We start from the raw sequence: 16,604 nt of genomic DNA, 5'->3' as shown, positions 1-16,604 counted from the left end.
TTTCGAAATAGGTTTCAGTCGAGTTCCAGCACCACGACCCGCTGTCCGGCGCGCACCGCCGATCCGGGCTGCACACGAATCTCGCGCACCACGCCGGCCATCGGCGCGAGGACTGGGATTTCCATCTTCATCGACTCCAGAATCACCAGCACATCGCCCGCTTGCACGCGGCTGCCGGCTTCGACTTGCACCTGCCAGAGGTTGCCGGCGATGTGGCTGTCGACGCTTTGCTGACCGTTGGCCAGGGGCGCGTCTTCGGTGGATTCGGGTATGGCTTCTTCACTGTCGAAATGCGCCTGACCGCTGGCGATCCAGCGTTCGCGCTCGGCGTTGAATGCGCCCTGTTGCTGGCGTCGAAACGCGCCAATGCTCTCGGCTTCGTGATTGAGAAAAGCCTGGTAGTCGGCGAGGTTGAGTTGGCTGTGTTCGATGTTCAGATCGAACCGCCCGAGGGGAAAGTCGCGGCGGATGCGCAGCAGTTCTTCGGCGCTCACCGGGTAGAAGCGAATCTGGTCGAAAAAGCGCAACAGCCACGGTTTGCCATCGAATGCCGCGACCTCGCGATAGCGATTCCACATCTGCAAGGTGCGCCCGACGAACTGGTAGCCGCCGGGGCCTTCCATGCCGTAGACACACATATAGGCGCCGCCGATGCCCACCGAGTTTTCGGCGGTCCAGGTGCGCGCCGGGTTGTATTTGGTGGTGACCAATCGGTGACGCGGATCAAGCGGTGTGGCTACCGGTGCGCCGAGGTAAACGTCGCCAAGACCCATCACCAGGTAACTCGCATCGAACACCGTGCGTTGCACTTCGTCGAGGTTGGGCAGGTCGTTGATGCGGCGAATGAACTCCAGATTGCTCGGGCACCACGGCGCGTCCTTGCGCACGGTGGTCATGTATTTTTCGATGGCCAACTGGCAGGCCGGATCATCCCAGGACAATGGCAGATGCACGATGCGTGACGGCACTTGCAGGTCCTGGGCGGCGCACACCGCGTCCCACTCGCCAGCGACAATGCCGAGCAGATCGGCCAGCGGCAATTGCTCAGGCTGGTAGTGCACTTGCAGCGAGCGGATGCCGGGCGTGAGGTCGATCACGCCCGCCAGGGCTTTGCTTTCCAGCGCCTGCATGAGGGCGTGGGCACGAAAGCGCAGGACCAGGTCGAGCTCGGGTGCGCCGATTTCCAGCAACAGATGCGTGTCGCCGGATACGCGCGCCACGAGATGCATATCGCCCTGACCCAACTCCAGAACCACAGGCGACAAAAGTCCTTGTGGGAGCTGGCTTGCCAGCGATGAAGTTGATGCGGTGTCTGGACGGCCCCCATCGCTGGCAAGCCAGCTCCCACAGGTATCCCATTGGCAGGCGAGATCGCGGGCGGTCTTGAGGTCGACCGGGATGAACTGGATTTTATCGCCAGCCTTGAGCTGCCCCAGTTGCCACAAATCCGCTTCGATGACCGTCACCGGGCACACAAACCCGCCGAGACTCGGACCGTCAGGGCCGAGGATTACTGGCATGTCGCCGGTGAAATCCACCGCGCCGATGGCGTAGGGATTGTCGTGAATGTTCGACGGATGCAACCCGGCCTCGCCACCGTCGGCGCGCACCCATTCGGGCTTGGGCCCAATCAACCGCACGCCGGTTCGGCTTGAGTTGAAATGCACTTCCCACTGGGTCGCAAAGAAGGTGCCGATGTAGTGTTCGGTGAAGTATTCCGGCGCCCCGTGCGGGCCATAGATCACGCGAATCTGCCGCACTGCCGGTAACTCGCTGATGTGCTGCTGCGCTAGTTGTTGCCCAGCGCTGCGATCAGCCAACGCGGGCACGTGCAACACGTCACCGGCGCGCAATGCTCGACCGGCATGCCCGCCGAACTGGCCGAGGGTGAAGGTGCTTTTGCTGCCCAGGTAATCCGGTACCTGCAAGCCGCCGCGCAGGCACAGATAACTGCGCGCCCCGGCGCCGTTTATGCTGCCAAGGGTCAACGTCGCGCCGGCCGGAATCAGCAATGCGGTGTTCATCGGCACCGTTTCACCATCGAGCGTCAGGGCAGTCGGCGCGCCGGTCACCGCCACAACGGCATCGCAGTTGAAGCGCAGCAACGGCCCGCTCATGGTGATTTCCAGCGCCGCAGCACCGTCGGCATTGCCCAGCAGACGATTGCCCAGACGCAACGCGCGGCTGTCCATCGGCCCCGATGGCGGCACGCCAACCGCCCAGTAACCGAGGCGGCCGGGGTAGTCCTGCACGCTGGTTTGCGTGCCGGCGCTGAGCACTTCCAAAGTGTTGGCGCGATACACCAGACCTTCGAGGCAACGGGTCCACGGCTCACCACTGGCGAACGGCGTGTCCATCAGAATTTGCCGCAAATAGTCGCGGTTGGTTTCCACGCCGTACAACACACTGGCGCCCAGCGCTTGATGCAGTTCGGTGCGCGCCTGTTCGCGGCTCGGTGCCCAGGTGATGACCTTGGCGATCATCGGATCGAAGTACGGCGGGATCTCGCATCCAGCCTCGACCCAAGTGTCGATGCGCAGTTGAATCCCGTTGGCCGGCGCGAATTCCACGGCGGTCAGCAAGCCCGGACTCGGCTGAAAATCACGCCCCGGATCTTCTGCATACAGGCGTGCCTGAATCGCGTGGCCCTCGGGTTTGAGCTCGCGAAACAACTCGGCCAACGGCGGCAGATCACCCGCCGCCAGTTCGACCATCCAGCGCACCAGATCGACGCCCCACACCTGCTCGGTGACGCCGTGTTCCACCTGCAATCGCGTGTTCACTTCAAGAAAGTAAAAACGCTGCGCCTCGCTGTCGAAGACAAATTCGACGGTGCCGGCGCTGCGGTAATTCACCGCTTTGGCCAGTTTGATTGCCGCGACGCACAGCTCATCCGCCATGCCGGCCGGCAGGTTGGGCGCTGGGGTTTCCTCGAGAACTTTCTGGTTGCGCCGCTGCACCGAGCAGTCGCGCACGCCGAGGGCGATAACCTCACCGTGACCGTCACCGAACACCTGCACTTCCAGATGTCGGGCGCGCTGAATGTATTTCTCGATGAACACGCCTGCGTCACTGAAATTGTTCTGGCCGAGGCGTTTGACCGCCTCGAACGACTCACTCAGTTCGCTGGCGTTGCGGCACACGCGCATGCCGATACCGCCTCCGCCGGCAGTGCTTTTGAGCATCACCGGGTAACCGACCTGCTCACAGGCGATCAGTGCGGCGTCGAGGCTGTCGAGCAGTTCGCTGCCTTCGAGCATCGGTACACCGTGCTGTTTGGCCAGAGCGCGGGCCGTGTGCTTGAGGCCGAACACCCGCAGTTGCTCCGGTGTCGGGCCGATGAAGGCGATGCCTTGTGCTGCGCAGGCTTCGGCGAACGCAGCGTTTTCCGAGAGGAAACCGTAGCCGGGATGAATCGCCGTGGCGCCGCTGGCTTTAGCAATTGCGAGGATTTTATCGACCGCCAGATAAGTGCCGGCCGCCGCACCTTCGCCGAGGCTGTGCGCTTCATCGGCCTGGAGGATATGCAGGCTGGCGGCATCGGCTTCGGAATACACGGCCACACCCTTGACCTGCAGTTGCGCGAGGGTACGCAGGATCCGGCAGGCGATGGCGCCACGGTTGGCGATGAGGATTTTTTCGAACATGGCTTGTCCCCTGGAGCCGCCCGAATGCGCTGGCTCGACTGGGAGGCGGGCCGTCCCGCCGTTTGTAAAAGGTCCTCGGGCCGTCCCGAATGACTGAATTGCACCCGTCCCCTGTAGGAGTTGCCGAAGGCTGCGATCTTTTGATTTTGCAGATGAAGATCAAGATCCAAAGATCGCAGCCTGCGGCAGCTCCTACAAGGGCGCGGTTATTTGATGCACTGCCCGGATCGGGCCTGACACAAGGCAAACAACCACCGCCGCAACCGGCGCATTTTCAGTTCCATACCAGTAGCTCCGCAGGTGTCGGGTTGTAGGCGTTGCACGGGTTGTTCAGTTGCGGGCAGTTGGAGATCAGCACGATCACGTCCATCTCGGCGCGCAGGTCGACGTATTTGCCCGGTGCAGAAATCCCGTCTTCAAAGGTCAGCCCGCCGTCGGCCGTCACCGGCACATTCATGAAGAAATTGATGTTCGGGCCGATGTCGCTTTTGCCCAGCCGACCGTCGTGGACACAGGCGCGCAGGTAGTTGTCGCGGCAGCTGTGCATGTAGCGTTTTTCCAGGGCGTAGCGCACGGTGTTGCTCTCTTGCGCGCAGGCACCGCCGAGGGTGTCGTGACGCCCGCAGGTGTCGGCAACGATGGTCAGCATCGGCTTGCCGAGATTGGAAAACAGCACGCTGCCGGTGCTCAGGTAAACGCTGTTCTGCCGGCGCAAAGTGCGTTGCACGTCGTAGCGTTCCCTGGGATTGGCGACGCTGTAGAACAAGGTGTCGACGGCCTGATTGCCCTCAAGATCGAGGATGCGCAGGGTCTGGCCAGCCTTGACCTCCATCAACCACGGCTCACCGGCAGGGATGGTGGCCCGGTAGACGGCGCTGTCGGGATGTCGGTTTTGTGCAGCTGTAGCAGGGGCGATGGCAAGTGACATGGCAGCGATCCTCAGGCGAACAAACGGTCGGTGTTGATAAAGCCGCGCTCGTTCTCCGGGCGCGAGGTGCGGCAGTGTTCGGCGACGCTGGCGTCGGCGTTCATCCAGCTCAGCTTCAGCGGTTTTGGCGCGTATTCGGGTGAGGGATCCATCGGATGTTGCAGGGCGGTCAGCACCACCAGCGTGTCCATCGGCGCGTATAGCTCGATGTAATCGCCAGCCTTGGCGTTGCCCTCGACGAAGTGAAAACGCCCGGCCTCATCGACGTTGACCCGGCTGAACAGATTTAGGGTCATCAGCAGGTCGGACAGGCCCAAGCCCCACTTGCCGAGTTCCACCAGCAGGTTGTCGGTGCCGTTGCGGAAGAAGCCGTTGCGCAGCTCTTGATAACGGCCCTGACCGTACTTTTGCGCGACTTCTTCGGCGCAGAGCACACCACCGAGGCTGTCGCTCCAGCCGCAGGTGTCGGCGGTAATCGCCGCGAGCACGCGGCCCATGTCCGAGTACAGACAATGGCCGGCGGTGAGCTTGGCGGTGTGCTGGCATTTGAGGCTGTCGGGCAGGTTCAGCCGCTCGGTTTTTTCGTTGGCGTTGAGCAACGTCAGGCTGACGTTGGCGCCGCCGCGCAGGTCGGTCAGGCGCAGCAGTTGGCCGCGCTTGAGGACGAAGGAGCGGTGGCCGCCACCGGGCAGCATTTCCTCGGCGAAAGGTGGGAACAGTTGGGTCGAATCAGTCATCGGATCATTCACAGGATCAGTCCTCTCAAGCGGTTCGAAGTACGCCCGCCAGTGGCACCGGCAAGGCCTCGACGGCGGCGCGTTGGGCGCGGCGGTCGCTGTTCAAAGGGATGTCGTAGGTGATGCGCGCGCCATAGGCGCCTGGGGCGTGCGGGTCGACACGGACTTTGTCGAAGACCAGTAATCGCGTGCCGAGGCTGAAGCCCTCCGACAAGTCATGGGTGACCATGAACACCGTCAGTCGCGTCTCGCGCCACAGTTCCAGCAGCAGCGCGTGCATGTCTTTACGAATGCCCGGATCGAGCGCGCCGAAGGGTTCGTCGAGCAGCAACACGCGCGGTTTCATGATCAGCGCCTGCGCAATCGCCAGGCGCTGTTGCATGCCGCCGGACAACTGCGCCGGATATTTGTCCAGCGCATGGCCCAGACCGACCTTGTGCAACAGCGCCGAGGCCTGTTCGCGGGCGTCTTTTTTCGCGCTGCCGAACAACCGACCGAGCAGTGGCGCGCGGGGCAGTTCAAGGCCGAGGGCGACGTTGTCCAGCACGCTCAAATGCGGGAACACTGAATAGCGCTGGAACACCACGCCACGGCTGGCATCCGGTTCGCTGGCCAGCGGTTGACCGTCGAGCAGGATCTCGCCGCGACTGGCGGTTTCCTGGCCAAGCAGCAAGCGCAGGAAGGTTGATTTTCCGCAACCGGACGCACCCACCAACGTGCAGAACTCGCCTTCGTTGACGTGCAGGTTCAGGCCTTCGAGCACGACTTGATCGGCGTATTGCTGCCAGACGTTTTTCACCGTGATGAAGCTCATTTGGCCGCCCCCTCATACCAGGGAAATGCCCGCCGGGTCAGGGATTTGAGGCCCCAATCCATCAGCCAGGCGAGGAGGGTGATCCACACCACGTACGGCAGGATCACGTCCATCGCCAGATAACGGCGTACCAGAAAAATCCGGTAGCCGAGGCCGTCGGTGGAAGCGATCGCCTCAGCGGCAATCAGAAACAGCCACGCCGAGCCGAGCATAAGCCGCAGCGAGATCAGCAGGCGCGGCAACAGTTGTGGCAGCACCACGCGCAGTATCAGCGTCCAGGTCGAGGCGCCGAGGGTCTGCGCCTTGATCAGCAGTTCGACGGGAATGTCCCGGGCACGCTGCTCCAGATCGCGAGCCAGTGCCGGGGTAATGCCGATCACGATCAGCATCACTTTCGACAACTCGCCCAAGCCGAACACGATAAACAGAATCGGCAGGATCGCCAGCGGCGGTACCATCGACAGCACCGTCAGCAATGGCGACAGCGGTGCGCCGAACAGCGGCAGCGTGCCGGCGGCGATGCCCAGGCACAGCCCGGCCAGTGCCGCGATACCGAGGCCGATAGCCAGACGCCGCACACTCGACAGCGTGTCCTGCCACAACAGATAGTCGCCGGTACGGCTGTCGGCATTGAACGCCAGACGTTTCACCGCATCGGTCATCTGCACGGCACTGGGCAGCAGTTTGTCGTTGGGGTTTTCTGCCAGTCGTTCGGCCGAGCCCATGAAGTAGGCGAACAGCAGCAAAGCGAACGGCAGAATCACCAACAACAAACGACTCGGGCGATCGGGGTGGCGATTGATCAGGCGCATGGCCAAATCCTCCGTGGCTTACAGCTTGGCGTCGGCGGCCATCTGCACGTAGGTCGGATCGAAACGCAGCTTGAGGTTGCCGGTGTCGCCGCTGGTCACGCCGTTGGCGAAGGCCATGCCCACCGCACTGGTGTCTTTGGCACCTTCACCGAGCAAACCGTGCTGGAACGAGAACTCGGCGACTTTGCGCATGGTTTCCGGTAGTTGCTTGCTGGTGGCGAAGCTCAGCGCTTCACTCGGTGTGGCGAACAGTTTGGTCGTGGCCAGTTGCGCCTGGAAGCCGGCCAGGTCGGTGCCCGATGCCTTGGCCATGTGTTCCAGCGCAGCGTTGCTCGCGGCGTTTTTCGCGTTCATCAATTCGACGACTTCGAACCAGGCGCCGGTCAGTGCTTTGCCCAGCGCCGGGTTGTCTTTGAGGGTGGCGCTGTTGACCACCATCATGTCCATGATCTCGCCGGGAATCTGGCTGGAGTTGAACACCTCGGTGACGCCGGGTTTGGCCTTGATGTCCGAGAGCATCGGGTTCCAGGTGGTCACCGCGTTGACCTGATCGGTATTGAAGGCGGCGGAGATGTCGGCATCGGAGGTGTTGACCACTTTCAAGTCTTTCTCGCTCAAGTCGACCGAGTCCAGCGCCCGTGCCAGCAGGTAGTGCGACACCGAGAGTTCGACCAGATTGACGTCCATGCCCTTGAGGTCGGCAACCTTCTTGCCGTCGCCCTTGAGGACGATGCCGTCGTTGCCGTTGGAGAAATCGCTGACGATCAGCGCGGTGCTGTCGACGCCACCCGCCGCTGGAATGGTCAGCGCATCCATGTTGGTCATGGTGCAGCCGTCAAACTGGCCAGCGGTGTACTGGTTGATCGATTCGACATAGTCGTTGAGTTGCACAACGTCGATCTTGATCCCGTACTTCTTCGCCCATTTGTCGACGATGCCCTGGCTGCCGGCGTATTCCCACGGCATCCAGCCGGCATAGATCGTCCAGCAGACACTGAAGTGGTCTTTCTGCGCGGCAAAGGATTGGGTGCTGAGCAGCGCGGCGAACGCGGCAGCGAGCAGGGCGGGGAAACGTAGTCGGGACATAGCGGATTCTCCAGTTGAAAAAGGGCGGACAGGAAGGCAACGCGGCACCGCGAACGGTGGCTTGTCTCCCGGGCTTTTGTCCCGCCGTGTAACCTCAACTGGAGGTCGCCAACTCTCGGACCAGTCACTCGCGATTGCGAGCCGGAACCCTAGTCAGCCATTGCAAATTGTGGTGCCGCGAACCTGTGATGACTCCTGCACGGGTTTTCTATAGCGAGAGGCGTGCCAAGTCGGCGCAAGCGCTCTGCCACGCGGCTATGACGTTGAAAGGCTATGCGCAGGTATCAGCAAGGTGCGTTGTGTTGGTGCGCGGCTGCACCGTGATGCAGCGTTCACGCCGCTGATCTGAAGTTGGCCAGGATATGGCTTATCACGGCGGCGGATATCACGCAGACCACCATTAATCAGCAGATGAATGACCGCGTTCTGCGAGTGAACAAGGTTTAATAAATCACTTGTTTCAACTTGTTGCAGAATCGCACCAGATTCGGAAATCGGTGTCTGATCTTTCGTCAGTCACCGAATAAAAGACTGACGCCTGCCAGCGTCGCTGGTGTGGCTACCCGCGGTCCAGGAGGCCGCCATGTATCGACGAATTCTTCTGCTTGCTGCGTTGATGTTTTCCGTCACCGGTTGTGCCCCGTATTCGTACGCGGACACTTATTACAGGTCTGAGGTTTACACATCACCCGCACCGGCGTACTACAACACTGGCGGCACGTACTACTCGGCTCCGCGCTATTACCAGCCAGCGCCGCGTTACTATCAGCAACCGCGTTATTACCAGTCGGCGCCGCGCTACTATCAACCGTCGCCGCGGTACTACGAGAGCCGTCGCTGGCACGGTAATGATCGGGGTCGCTGGGAAGGCCACCGTCGCGGCGGTTGGGACAACGACCACCGCGGTCGCGGCAACTATGATCGCCACAGCGGACGCGGCAATTACGACCGCCATAGCGGTCGCGGCGACCACAACGGACGTGGCAATCGCTGGTAACTGAACCGTAAATAAAAGCGGCGCATGATGCGCCGCTTTTTTGTGCCTGCGATTCAGTCAGTAAGCCGTCAGATCCGCCAACGGATGCCGCCCCTCCCACGCTTTATGAAAATGCGCCTCAACCACTGCATCCGGCACGCTGCTGATGTCCGGCCAATGCCAGTGCGGCTTTTGATCCTTGTCGATCAACCGCGCCCGAACCCCTTCGCTGAACTCCGGATGTCGGCAGCAATTGAGGCTCAGGGTGTATTCCATCTGAAAGACTTCGGCCAGCGACATGTGCCGCGCGCGGATGATCTGTTGCCAGACCAGATGGGCGGTCAGCGGCGAGCCTTCGCTGAGGGTTTTTGCCGCGCGGGCGATGAGCGGGTCGCTGCTGTCGCGTTGCAGGCTGATGGCTTTCCAGGCGCAGGTGACGTCGCTGACATCGAGCAGTTCGTCGATCTGCCGACGACGCGGCAGCCACTGCGCCTCAGGCATCTGCTCTACGGCTTCCTGCTGCAAGGCCTTGAGCAAGCTGTTGAGTTGCATGTCGGTCTGTTCCTGCCAGTTGAGTTGCAGCAGGCCTTCAATCAGCTCCGGTTGTTGCTCGTCGAGCAGAAAGCGGTCGGCCAGATCGAGGTCGATCGCGTCACGGCCATTCATGTGCGCGCCGGTCAATCCGAGGAACAGACCGAGCTTGCCCGGCAACCGCGCCAGAAACCAACTGGCGCCGACATCCGGATACAGCCCAATGCTGATTTCCGGCATCGCCAGACGGCTGCTCGGCGTGACGATCCGCGTACTGGCGCCTTGCAATAGACCCATGCCGCCACCCAGCACATAACCGTGGCCCCAGCAGATCAGTGGTTTCGGATAGGTGTGCAGGCTGTAGTCCAAGCGGTATTCGGCCGCAAAAAACTGTGCTGCCAGCGGCGGGACTTCGCCGGGATGTGCGCGACAGGCTTCCACCAGGCTGCGCACTTCACCGCCAGCGCAAAAGGCTTTGGTGCCGTTGCCGCGCAACAGCACGCAGACGATTTGCGGATCCTTGGCCCAGGCGTCCAGCTTGTCGCTAAGGGCGTTGATCATCGGCAGGGACAGCGCGTTGAGCGATTTTTCAGCATCCAGGCTGGCGATACCGATGCGGGCGCCGTTGGTGCCGCAGAGTTCTTCGAAGTGCAGATTCATCGTGACCTCGATCGGAAATTTGAACGATCAGTATGATCGCTGCGTGGGAAAGTGCCGGATCTGCATCAGATCAATTGACAAGCGTGGCCGGCTTTCCTAGGGTTCGCCCCATTGTTTTTGCCGGGTATGACCATGACTGCTGACGACCGTATCAAACTCGAACCGAGCTGGAAGGAGGCACTGCGTGCTGAATTCGACCAGCCTTACATGGCAGAGTTGCGCAACTTTCTGCAGCAGGAGCAGGCGGCCGGCAAGGAAATCTATCCGCCACGGCCGCTGATTTTCAATGCGCTGAACTCCACCCCGCTGGACAAAGTGAAGGTGGTGATCCTCGGCCAGGACCCCTACCACGGCCCGGGCCAGGCCCACGGCTTGTGTTTCTCGGTGCAACCGGGCGTGCCAGCGCCGCCGTCGCTGGTCAACATCTATAAAGAGTTGAAACGCGACCTGAACATCGACATCCCCAGCCACGGTTACTTGCAGAGCTGGGCGGATCAGGGCGTGTTGATGCTCAACACCACCATGACCGTCGAGCGCGCCAACGCCAATGCGCACAAGGACAAGGGTTGGCAGTTTTTTACTGACCGGATCATCGAACTGGTCAGCGAGCGGCAACCGCATCTGGTGTTCATGCTGTGGGGCGCCCATGCGCAGAGCAAGCAGAAGCTGATCGATGCGACCAAACACCTGGTGCTGACTTCGGTGCATCCGTCGCCGCTGTCGGCTTATCGTGGCTTTCTGGGATGCGGGCACTTCGGCCGGACCAACAAGTTTCTTGAGCAGAATGGCGAGACGCCGATTGAGTGGCGGTTGCCGCCGGTTTGAAAAGCATCGCGAGCAGGCTCACTCCTACAGTTGGAATGCGTTCCCCTGTAGGAGTGAGCCTGCTCGCGATGGGGGCAACTCGGTCTTACTCGGGATTACGATTCCAGTACTTGAACAACGGCTCCGCCAGAAACAGCACAAACAACAGCCGCATCACCTGCATCGCCGTCACCAGCGGCACCGACAGTTGCAGGGTTTCCGCCGTCAAACTCATTTCGGCGATACCACCGGGCATCATGCCTAACGTCAGCGAACGCAGATCCAGATGCGTTAAAGCGCTCAATCCCAACGCCGCCAGGGTCGCGATCAACATGGTCAGTGCCGTGCCGATCAACGTGCGGCCCATGAATGACGGCGCACGCCTGAAAAACTGTCGATTGAAGTGACAACCCAATCCGCTGCCGATCAACCACTGGCCAATCTGACTGCCGCCATCGGGCAAGCCGATGTGCAGATCCCAACCGATGCTCACCGCCGCACTCACCAGCAACGGCCCGAACAGCCATGGATTGGGTTGGCGCAGACGCTGCCAGATCCAGGCGAGCAGGGCGCCCGCCGGAAACAGAATGGCCAGCCAGCGCCAATCGACGCTGCCGGCATGAGAAATCGGCGTGCCGTCGCCCAGCAAATACTTGAACGCGGCCGGCACACATAAAACCACCACCAACACCCGCAAGCTTTGCCCCGCCGCAACATGACTGAGCATTGCGCCATTGCGTGCGCCGAGGTTGACCATCTCCCCGGAGCCACCGGGCATGCTGGAGAAAAACGCCGTGGCGCGATCCTCACCGGTGCGGCGCATCAACCACACGCCAACCACCGCCGACAAACTGGTGACCAGCGCACCGAAGAAGATCAAACCGAAATGACTCAGCACCTGCTCCATCACCACCGGGGTGAAGTGCAGGCCAATGCCGATGCCGACGATCCACTGGCCGCATTTACGCCCGCCAGGGATCTCCGTCAGTTGCCACGGGGTCAGGCAGCGCACGAGGATGATCGCCAGCAACGAGCCGACCATCCATGGCAGCGGCCAGCCGATCTGGCTGGCGAGGTAACCGCCAAGCAGACCGACCAGCGGGGTTCCCCACCAGGATTTTAGCGACAGCCGATCAAACATCGGCAACTGCGCGCCGGGCGACCGAACGTTTGCGCCAGATGCGCAGCAGCGGCATCAGCAGCATGATCGCGGTCAGTACCCAGACACCGAAGGTGATCGGGCTCGACCAGAGGATTTCCAGCGCGCCGTTGGAGATCGACAGTGCACGACGCAAGTTCTGCTCCATCAGACCACCGAGGATGAAACCCAGCAGAACCGGCGACAACGGGAAGTCGAGCTTGCGCAGGATGTAACCGAAGATGCCGATGCCGACCATCAGGAACAGATCGAAAGTGGTCGCGTGTACCGCGTAGACGCCGATCCCGGTGATGATCGCGATGACCGGCACCAGTGCCCAATTCGGCACGGCAAGGATGCGGGTGAAGATGCGGATCATCGGAATGTTGAGGATCACCAGCATGATGTTGGCGATGAACAACGAAGCGATCAGGCCCCAGACGATGTCGGGTTGTTGCTGGAACAACAGCGGGCCCGGAGTGATGTTGTACAGCGACAGCGCGCCGATCATCACCGCCGTGGTACCCGAACCCGGCACGCCCAGCGTCAACATCGGCACCAGTGCGCCACAGGCCGAAGCACCGATGGCGGTTTCCGGCGCTGCAAGGCCACGGGCATCGCCCTGACCGAATTTGCCGCTGGTACCGGCGATGCGTTTTTCGGTCATGTAGGCCACGGCGCTGGCCAGCGTCGCGCCGGCACCCGGCAACACGCCCATGATGAAGCCGAGCAGGCCGCAACGGATGTTCACGGTGAACACCGACGCTGCTTCCTTGAAGTTGAACATCATTCGGCCGGTAGCTTTTACCGCTTCCTGGCCGCGATGGGTTTTCTCCAGCAGCAACAGAATTTCGCTGATCGAGAACAGGCCCAGCACCAGTACGACGAATTGAATCCCGTCGGTCAGGTGAATGTTGTCGCCGGTGAAGCGGTACACGCCGCTGTTGGCGTCGATGCCGACCGTCGACAGGAACAAACCGATCAACGCCGCAATAAACGTCTTCAGTGGTCGATCACCCGCCATGCCGCCGAGACAGACAATCGCAAACACCATCAGCACGAAGTATTCCGCCGGGCCAAAGGCAATCGCCCATTTCGCCAGCAGCGGGGCGAACAGCACCATGCCGCACGTGGCGATAAAGGCGCCTATGAACGAACTCCACGCCGACAACGACAGCGCCACACCGGCCATGCCTTTGCGCGCCATCGGGTAGCCGTCGAGCGTGGTCATTACGGTAGAGGCTTCGCCCGGAATGTTCAGCAGGATCGAGCTGATCCGGCCGCCGTATTCGCAGCCCAGATACACCGCCGCCAGCAGAATCAATGCCGATTCCGGCGGCAGGCCGAGGGCGAATGCGATCGGGATCAGCAGCGCCACGCCGTTGATTGGGCCCAGCCCCGGCAGCAGGCCGACGACGGTACCGATCAACGTGCCGCACAGCGCGGTCACCAGGTTGTACGGGCTCAGCGCGACGCCGAAACCCTGACCCAAATAGCCAAGAGTATCCATATCAGTTCTCCAGAACGTCGAGCAGGCCGAGGGGCAGCGGAACGTCCATCACACGGTCGAACAGCAGGTAAAGACCGATGGCCATCAGGGTGGTCACCACGACGCTCGGCATCCAGCGACCGCCATACAGACGCGCCATCGGAATGCCGATCAGCATGCTGCTGAGAATGAAGCCCAGCGGTTCGAAGAGGCCGGCGAACACCAGCAACAGCACGACGCAGATGCTGATCTTGGTCAGCGTCTGGCGATCCAGTGGCGGCTCGTCTTCAGTGTGTTTGATCGGCGCCGGGCGGAACACCATGTACAACAGCGCTGCACCCATCAGGCCGAGCATCAGCAGAGGGAAGGCGCGTGGGCCCACCGGTTCGTAGGAAAAAGCCGCTTGGTACGGCCACGCCATCAGTGCCAGGCCGACACAGGCCAGCAAAAGCACCGAAGCGAAAATGCGTTGTAAGAGCATGGGAAACTCCTGTGCCGCCGCCCCGCGAACGGGGGCCGCAGCCGCTAGACAGAGACGATCACTGAATCAGGCCGAACTCTTTGGCCAGCACTTTGTAGTCCGCAACCTGCTTCTTCACGTAGGTATCCAGTTCCGGGCCGGTCATGGCGAACGGGAAGAGTTCACGCTGATCGCGCAGCTTGGCGAACTCATCGGAGGCCAGCAGCTTGTCGAACGAATCCTTCCACCAGGCGTAGTCTTCATCGCTGACTTTTGGCCCCAGGTAGAAGCCGCGAACCACCGGCCAGACGATGTCGTAGCCCTGCTCGCGAGCGGTCGGGATGTCTTTCATTTCCGGTTCGTCGAGACGCTTGTCGGAGAAGACGGCGAGCAGGCGCATGTCACCGCTCTGGATGTGCGGCATGGAGTCGGAGATATCGGTACTGCCGACCTGAATGTGGCCGCCGAGCAGCGCGGTGGCGATTTCGCCGCCACCTTCGAGGGCGACGTAACGCAGTTCGCGCGGGTTGATCCCGGCAGCCTTGGCGATCAGTGCGGTTTGCATCCAGTCCTGGCTGCCGACGGTGCCGCCGGAACCGATGACCACGGAGCCGGGATCTTTCTTCAAGGCCTGAACGAGATCGTCGAGGGTCTTGTAGGGCGAATCGCTTTTCACCGCGATGGCACCGTAGCTGGTGCCGACTGCCGCGAGCCAGCGCACGTTGGTCTCATCGAAGCGCCCGAACTTGCCTTGCGCCAGGTTCAGCAGCGAACCGCTCGACCACGCCACCAGCGTGCCGGCATCGGCTGGCCGCTGCGCAACCACTGCGTTGTAAGCCACCGCGCCAACACCGCCGGGCATGTAGGTCACGCGCATCGGTTTGGACAGCAGTTTTTCGTTGACCAGCGCGCTCTGCACCAGTTTGCAGGTCAGGTCGAAACCGCCGCCGGGCGACGCCGGAGCGATACATTCCGGACGCTTCGGTTCGGCCATGAGTTGGCCAGCGAACAGCACGCAACTGGCGGCGAGTGCAACTTTACGCAGTGACAGGTTCATTCGATTCTCCACGGTTTCTTGTTGTAAGGCTTTATGTAGGAGCTGCCGAAGGCTGCGATCTTTTGATCTTCCGATCACAGCACCCCGGCGTTTCAATCAATCACCAAATGGCAACGCTATAGCTCACCAGCAGCCGCACTTCATCGGCATCGCGAGCGGAGTAGTTGGAGCGGTAGGTGGCATTGCGCAGGCGAACAGCGACATCCTTCAAGGCGCCGCTTTGTACTACATATTTGATCTCGGTGTTGCGCTCCCACTCTTTGCCTTCTTCGCCACTTTTGAGCTTGATGTTGTCACCGCTCAAGTAACGACTCATGAAGCTCAGGCCGGGAATGCCAAGTTTGCTGAAGTCAAAGTCGTAGCGCGCTTGCCACGAGCGTTCTTCGGCGCCGGCGAAGTCGTTGATCTGCACGAAGTTGACCAGGTACGGGTCGCTGCCATCGACATAGGGGAAAGCGCTGTCGCCGGACATGTGCTGATAACCGGCGCTGAACTTGTGGCCGCTCAGGGCATAGCTGACCAGGCCGTTGAGCGAGCGGTTGTCGATCTCTCCGCCACGGGCCGCACCTTGATCGTCACTGACTGCAAAACGCAGGTCGGTGGCAAACGTGCCGGGACCCATCGGGCGCGAGGCAACCAGGCCGAAGAAGTGCTGGTTGTAAACTTCGTCGAGTTGCGCGAAGTGGTAACTGCCGGTGATCTTGTCAGTGAACTTGTAATCCACGCCGCCAAAATCGAAGTGCTTGCCGGCAGCGGTGCCAGCAAAGCGGCTGTTCTTGTTGTTGAGCGCAATGTCCTCGAAATCGGTGCTGTCGCGATCCTTGGCTTTCTCCAGACGCCCGCCCGTGAACGTCAGATTCTTGATCTCTTTGGAGGTCAGCAAGCCGCCTTCAAAGGTCTGCGGCAGGATGCGTCCGTCGTTGGGCTTGAGGATCGGCAGTTCGGGAATCAGGCTGCCGATTTTCAGTTCCGTGGCAGAGATTTTCACTTTGCCGGTCAGGCCGAGTTTCGAGTATTCGTCCGCCGCGCGCCCGTCGTCGTGGGTCGGCAACAGGCCGGTGCCGGTGCGGTCCGGACTCGAATCAAGTTTCACACCGAGCATGCCCAGCGCATCGACACCGAACCCCACGGTGCCGTCGGTGTAGCCCGATTGCAGATTGAGCATGAAGCCCTGAGCCCATTCATCGCGTTTGGATTGCTGGGCGCTGGTGCCGTCGCGAAAGTCGCGGTTGAAATACATGTTGCGGGTTTCGAAGGTGGCTCTGCTGTCTTCAATGAAGTCGGCAAAACTCAACGGCGAAAAACCCGCGAGGGCGGTTGCACTGGCGAGGGCAGTGTGGCGGAGACGGGAAGGGCGAACAGGCACAAGGACCTGGGACTGCATGGACGGCATGCGGGTGTACTCCGATTATTGTTCTTATTGGTCGAAAACGCTTCGTGGCGTTTTTCGTAGCGCTGTGTGGCA

General features: G+C 61.2%; 14 protein-coding genes and 1 riboswitch. Of the genes, 2 read left to right on the top strand and 12 right to left on the bottom strand.

Features of this window, described 5'->3' with window-relative positions:
* Positions 1-14: 14 nt before the first annotated feature.
* From uca to ICA16_RS15390, 6 genes are all read right to left on the bottom strand, one after another.
* Positions 15-3,647: an urea carboxylase gene (gene uca, locus ICA16_RS15415; RefSeq protein WP_210700947.1), complete on the bottom strand. Its 3,633-nt coding sequence runs from the start codon at positions 3,645-3,647 to the stop codon at positions 15-17.
* 274 nt (positions 3,648-3,921) lie between these two features.
* Entirely contained in the window at positions 3,922-4,575 is a 654-nt protein-coding gene (locus ICA16_RS15410; protein WP_150603057.1) for an urea amidolyase associated protein UAAP2, read from the bottom strand.
* Positions 4,576-4,586: 11 nt separating this feature from the next.
* The gene (locus ICA16_RS15405; protein ID WP_150617652.1) at positions 4,587-5,312 is read right to left on the bottom strand and encodes an urea amidolyase associated protein UAAP1; all 726 of its coding nucleotides are present in this window, start codon (positions 5,310-5,312) and stop codon (positions 4,587-4,589) included.
* Between the two features lie 25 nt (positions 5,313-5,337).
* A complete protein-coding gene (locus tag ICA16_RS15400) occupies positions 5,338-6,126 on the bottom strand; it encodes an ABC transporter ATP-binding protein (RefSeq protein ID WP_150603055.1) in 789 nt (262 codons plus the stop codon).
* Positions 6,123-6,938: an ABC transporter permease gene (locus ICA16_RS15395; protein WP_150617653.1), complete on the bottom strand. Its 816-nt coding sequence runs from the start codon at positions 6,936-6,938 to the stop codon at positions 6,123-6,125. Before ICA16_RS15395 ends, ICA16_RS15400 begins: the two co-directional genes overlap by 4 nt.
* An 18-nt stretch (positions 6,939-6,956) precedes the next feature.
* A complete protein-coding gene (locus tag ICA16_RS15390; RefSeq protein ID WP_150617654.1) occupies positions 6,957-8,024 on the bottom strand; it encodes a putative urea ABC transporter substrate-binding protein in 1,068 nt (355 codons plus the stop codon).
* A 63-nt stretch (positions 8,025-8,087) separates the two neighbouring features.
* Positions 8,088-8,188, bottom strand: a riboswitch (guanidine-I (ykkC/yxkD leader).
* Positions 8,189-8,607: 419 nt separating this feature from the next.
* Here ICA16_RS15390 and ICA16_RS15385 point away from each other — a divergent pair.
* Positions 8,608-9,021 carry a hypothetical protein gene (locus tag ICA16_RS15385; protein WP_150603052.1) on the top strand — a complete coding sequence of 138 codons (414 nt, stop codon included), beginning with the start codon at positions 8,608-8,610 and terminating at the stop codon, positions 9,019-9,021.
* Positions 9,022-9,078: 57 nt separating this feature from the next.
* Here ICA16_RS15385 and ICA16_RS15380 read toward each other — a convergent pair whose 3' ends face one another.
* A complete protein-coding gene (locus ICA16_RS15380) occupies positions 9,079-10,191 on the bottom strand; it encodes an enoyl-CoA hydratase/isomerase family protein (RefSeq protein WP_210700946.1) in 1,113 nt (370 codons plus the stop codon).
* A gap of 132 nt (positions 10,192-10,323) precedes the next feature.
* Here ICA16_RS15380 and ung point away from each other — a divergent pair, with 132 nt between their 5' ends.
* A complete protein-coding gene (ung, locus tag ICA16_RS15375) occupies positions 10,324-11,016 on the top strand; it encodes a uracil-DNA glycosylase (RefSeq protein ID WP_042561972.1) in 693 nt (230 codons plus the stop codon).
* A gap of 85 nt (positions 11,017-11,101) precedes the next feature.
* On the opposite strand, the gene ICA16_RS15370 is transcribed toward ung, so the two are convergent.
* The 5 genes from ICA16_RS15370 to ICA16_RS15350 form a co-directional block, all read right to left on the bottom strand.
* Positions 11,102-12,136 carry an AbrB family transcriptional regulator gene (locus ICA16_RS15370; protein WP_150617713.1) on the bottom strand — a complete coding sequence of 345 codons (1,035 nt, stop codon included), beginning with the start codon at positions 12,134-12,136 and terminating at the stop codon, positions 11,102-11,104.
* Positions 12,129-13,643, bottom strand: coding sequence for a tripartite tricarboxylate transporter permease (locus ICA16_RS15365; RefSeq protein WP_150603050.1), 1,515 nt, complete (start codon positions 13,641-13,643; stop codon positions 12,129-12,131). The genes ICA16_RS15370 and ICA16_RS15365 overlap by 8 nt, the downstream gene beginning before the upstream one ends.
* Before the next feature lies 1 nt (position 13,644).
* Positions 13,645-14,103 (bottom strand): tripartite tricarboxylate transporter TctB family protein, encoded by a 459-nt coding sequence (locus tag ICA16_RS15360; RefSeq protein ID WP_150603049.1) that lies wholly within the window; start codon positions 14,101-14,103, stop codon positions 13,645-13,647.
* 58 nt (positions 14,104-14,161) lie between these two features.
* Positions 14,162-15,139, bottom strand: coding sequence for a Bug family tripartite tricarboxylate transporter substrate binding protein (locus ICA16_RS15355; protein ID WP_150594383.1), 978 nt, complete (start codon positions 15,137-15,139; stop codon positions 14,162-14,164).
* A gap of 100 nt (positions 15,140-15,239) precedes the next feature.
* Positions 15,240-16,532 (bottom strand): OprD family porin, encoded by a 1,293-nt coding sequence (locus tag ICA16_RS15350; RefSeq protein WP_210700945.1) that lies wholly within the window; start codon positions 16,530-16,532, stop codon positions 15,240-15,242.
* Positions 16,533-16,604 lie beyond the last annotated feature (72 nt).

The sequence above is a fragment of the Pseudomonas anatoliensis genome (genome assembly GCF_017976235.1).
In the GTDB taxonomy this organism is placed as follows: Bacteria; Pseudomonadota; Gammaproteobacteria; order Pseudomonadales; family Pseudomonadaceae; genus Aquipseudomonas; species Aquipseudomonas anatoliensis.
The sequence above is the reverse complement of the archived record's forward strand: the minus strand, read 5'-3'. Positions and strand labels throughout refer to the sequence as shown.

Coding starts and splice junctions, on each gene's coding strand:
- uca (WP_210700947.1), bottom strand. CDS start 3,647: ATGTTCGAAAAAATCCTCATCGCCAACCGTGGCGCCATCGCCTGCCGG.
- ICA16_RS15410 (WP_150603057.1), bottom strand. CDS start 4,575: ATGTCACTTGCCATCGCCCCTGCTACAGCTGCACAAAACCGACATCCC.
- ICA16_RS15405 (WP_150617652.1), bottom strand. CDS start 5,312: ATGACTGATTCGACCCAACTGTTCCCACCTTTCGCCGAGGAAATGCTG.
- ICA16_RS15400 (WP_150603055.1), bottom strand. CDS start 6,126: ATGAGCTTCATCACGGTGAAAAACGTCTGGCAGCAATACGCCGATCAA.
- ICA16_RS15395 (WP_150617653.1), bottom strand. CDS start 6,938: ATGCGCCTGATCAATCGCCACCCCGATCGCCCGAGTCGTTTGTTGTTG.
- ICA16_RS15390 (WP_150617654.1), bottom strand. CDS start 8,024: ATGTCCCGACTACGTTTCCCCGCCCTGCTCGCTGCCGCGTTCGCCGCG.
- ICA16_RS15385 (WP_150603052.1), top strand. CDS start 8,608: ATGTATCGACGAATTCTTCTGCTTGCTGCGTTGATGTTTTCCGTCACC.
- ICA16_RS15380 (WP_210700946.1), bottom strand. CDS start 10,191: ATGAATCTGCACTTCGAAGAACTCTGCGGCACCAACGGCGCCCGCATC.
- ung (WP_042561972.1), top strand. CDS start 10,324: ATGACTGCTGACGACCGTATCAAACTCGAACCGAGCTGGAAGGAGGCA.
- ICA16_RS15370 (WP_150617713.1), bottom strand. CDS start 12,136: ATGTTTGATCGGCTGTCGCTAAAATCCTGGTGGGGAACCCCGCTGGTC.
- ICA16_RS15365 (WP_150603050.1), bottom strand. CDS start 13,643: ATGGATACTCTTGGCTATTTGGGTCAGGGTTTCGGCGTCGCGCTGAGC.
- ICA16_RS15360 (WP_150603049.1), bottom strand. CDS start 14,103: ATGCTCTTACAACGCATTTTCGCTTCGGTGCTTTTGCTGGCCTGTGTC.
- ICA16_RS15355 (WP_150594383.1), bottom strand. CDS start 15,139: ATGAACCTGTCACTGCGTAAAGTTGCACTCGCCGCCAGTTGCGTGCTG.
- ICA16_RS15350 (WP_210700945.1), bottom strand. CDS start 16,532: ATGCCGTCCATGCAGTCCCAGGTCCTTGTGCCTGTTCGCCCTTCCCGT.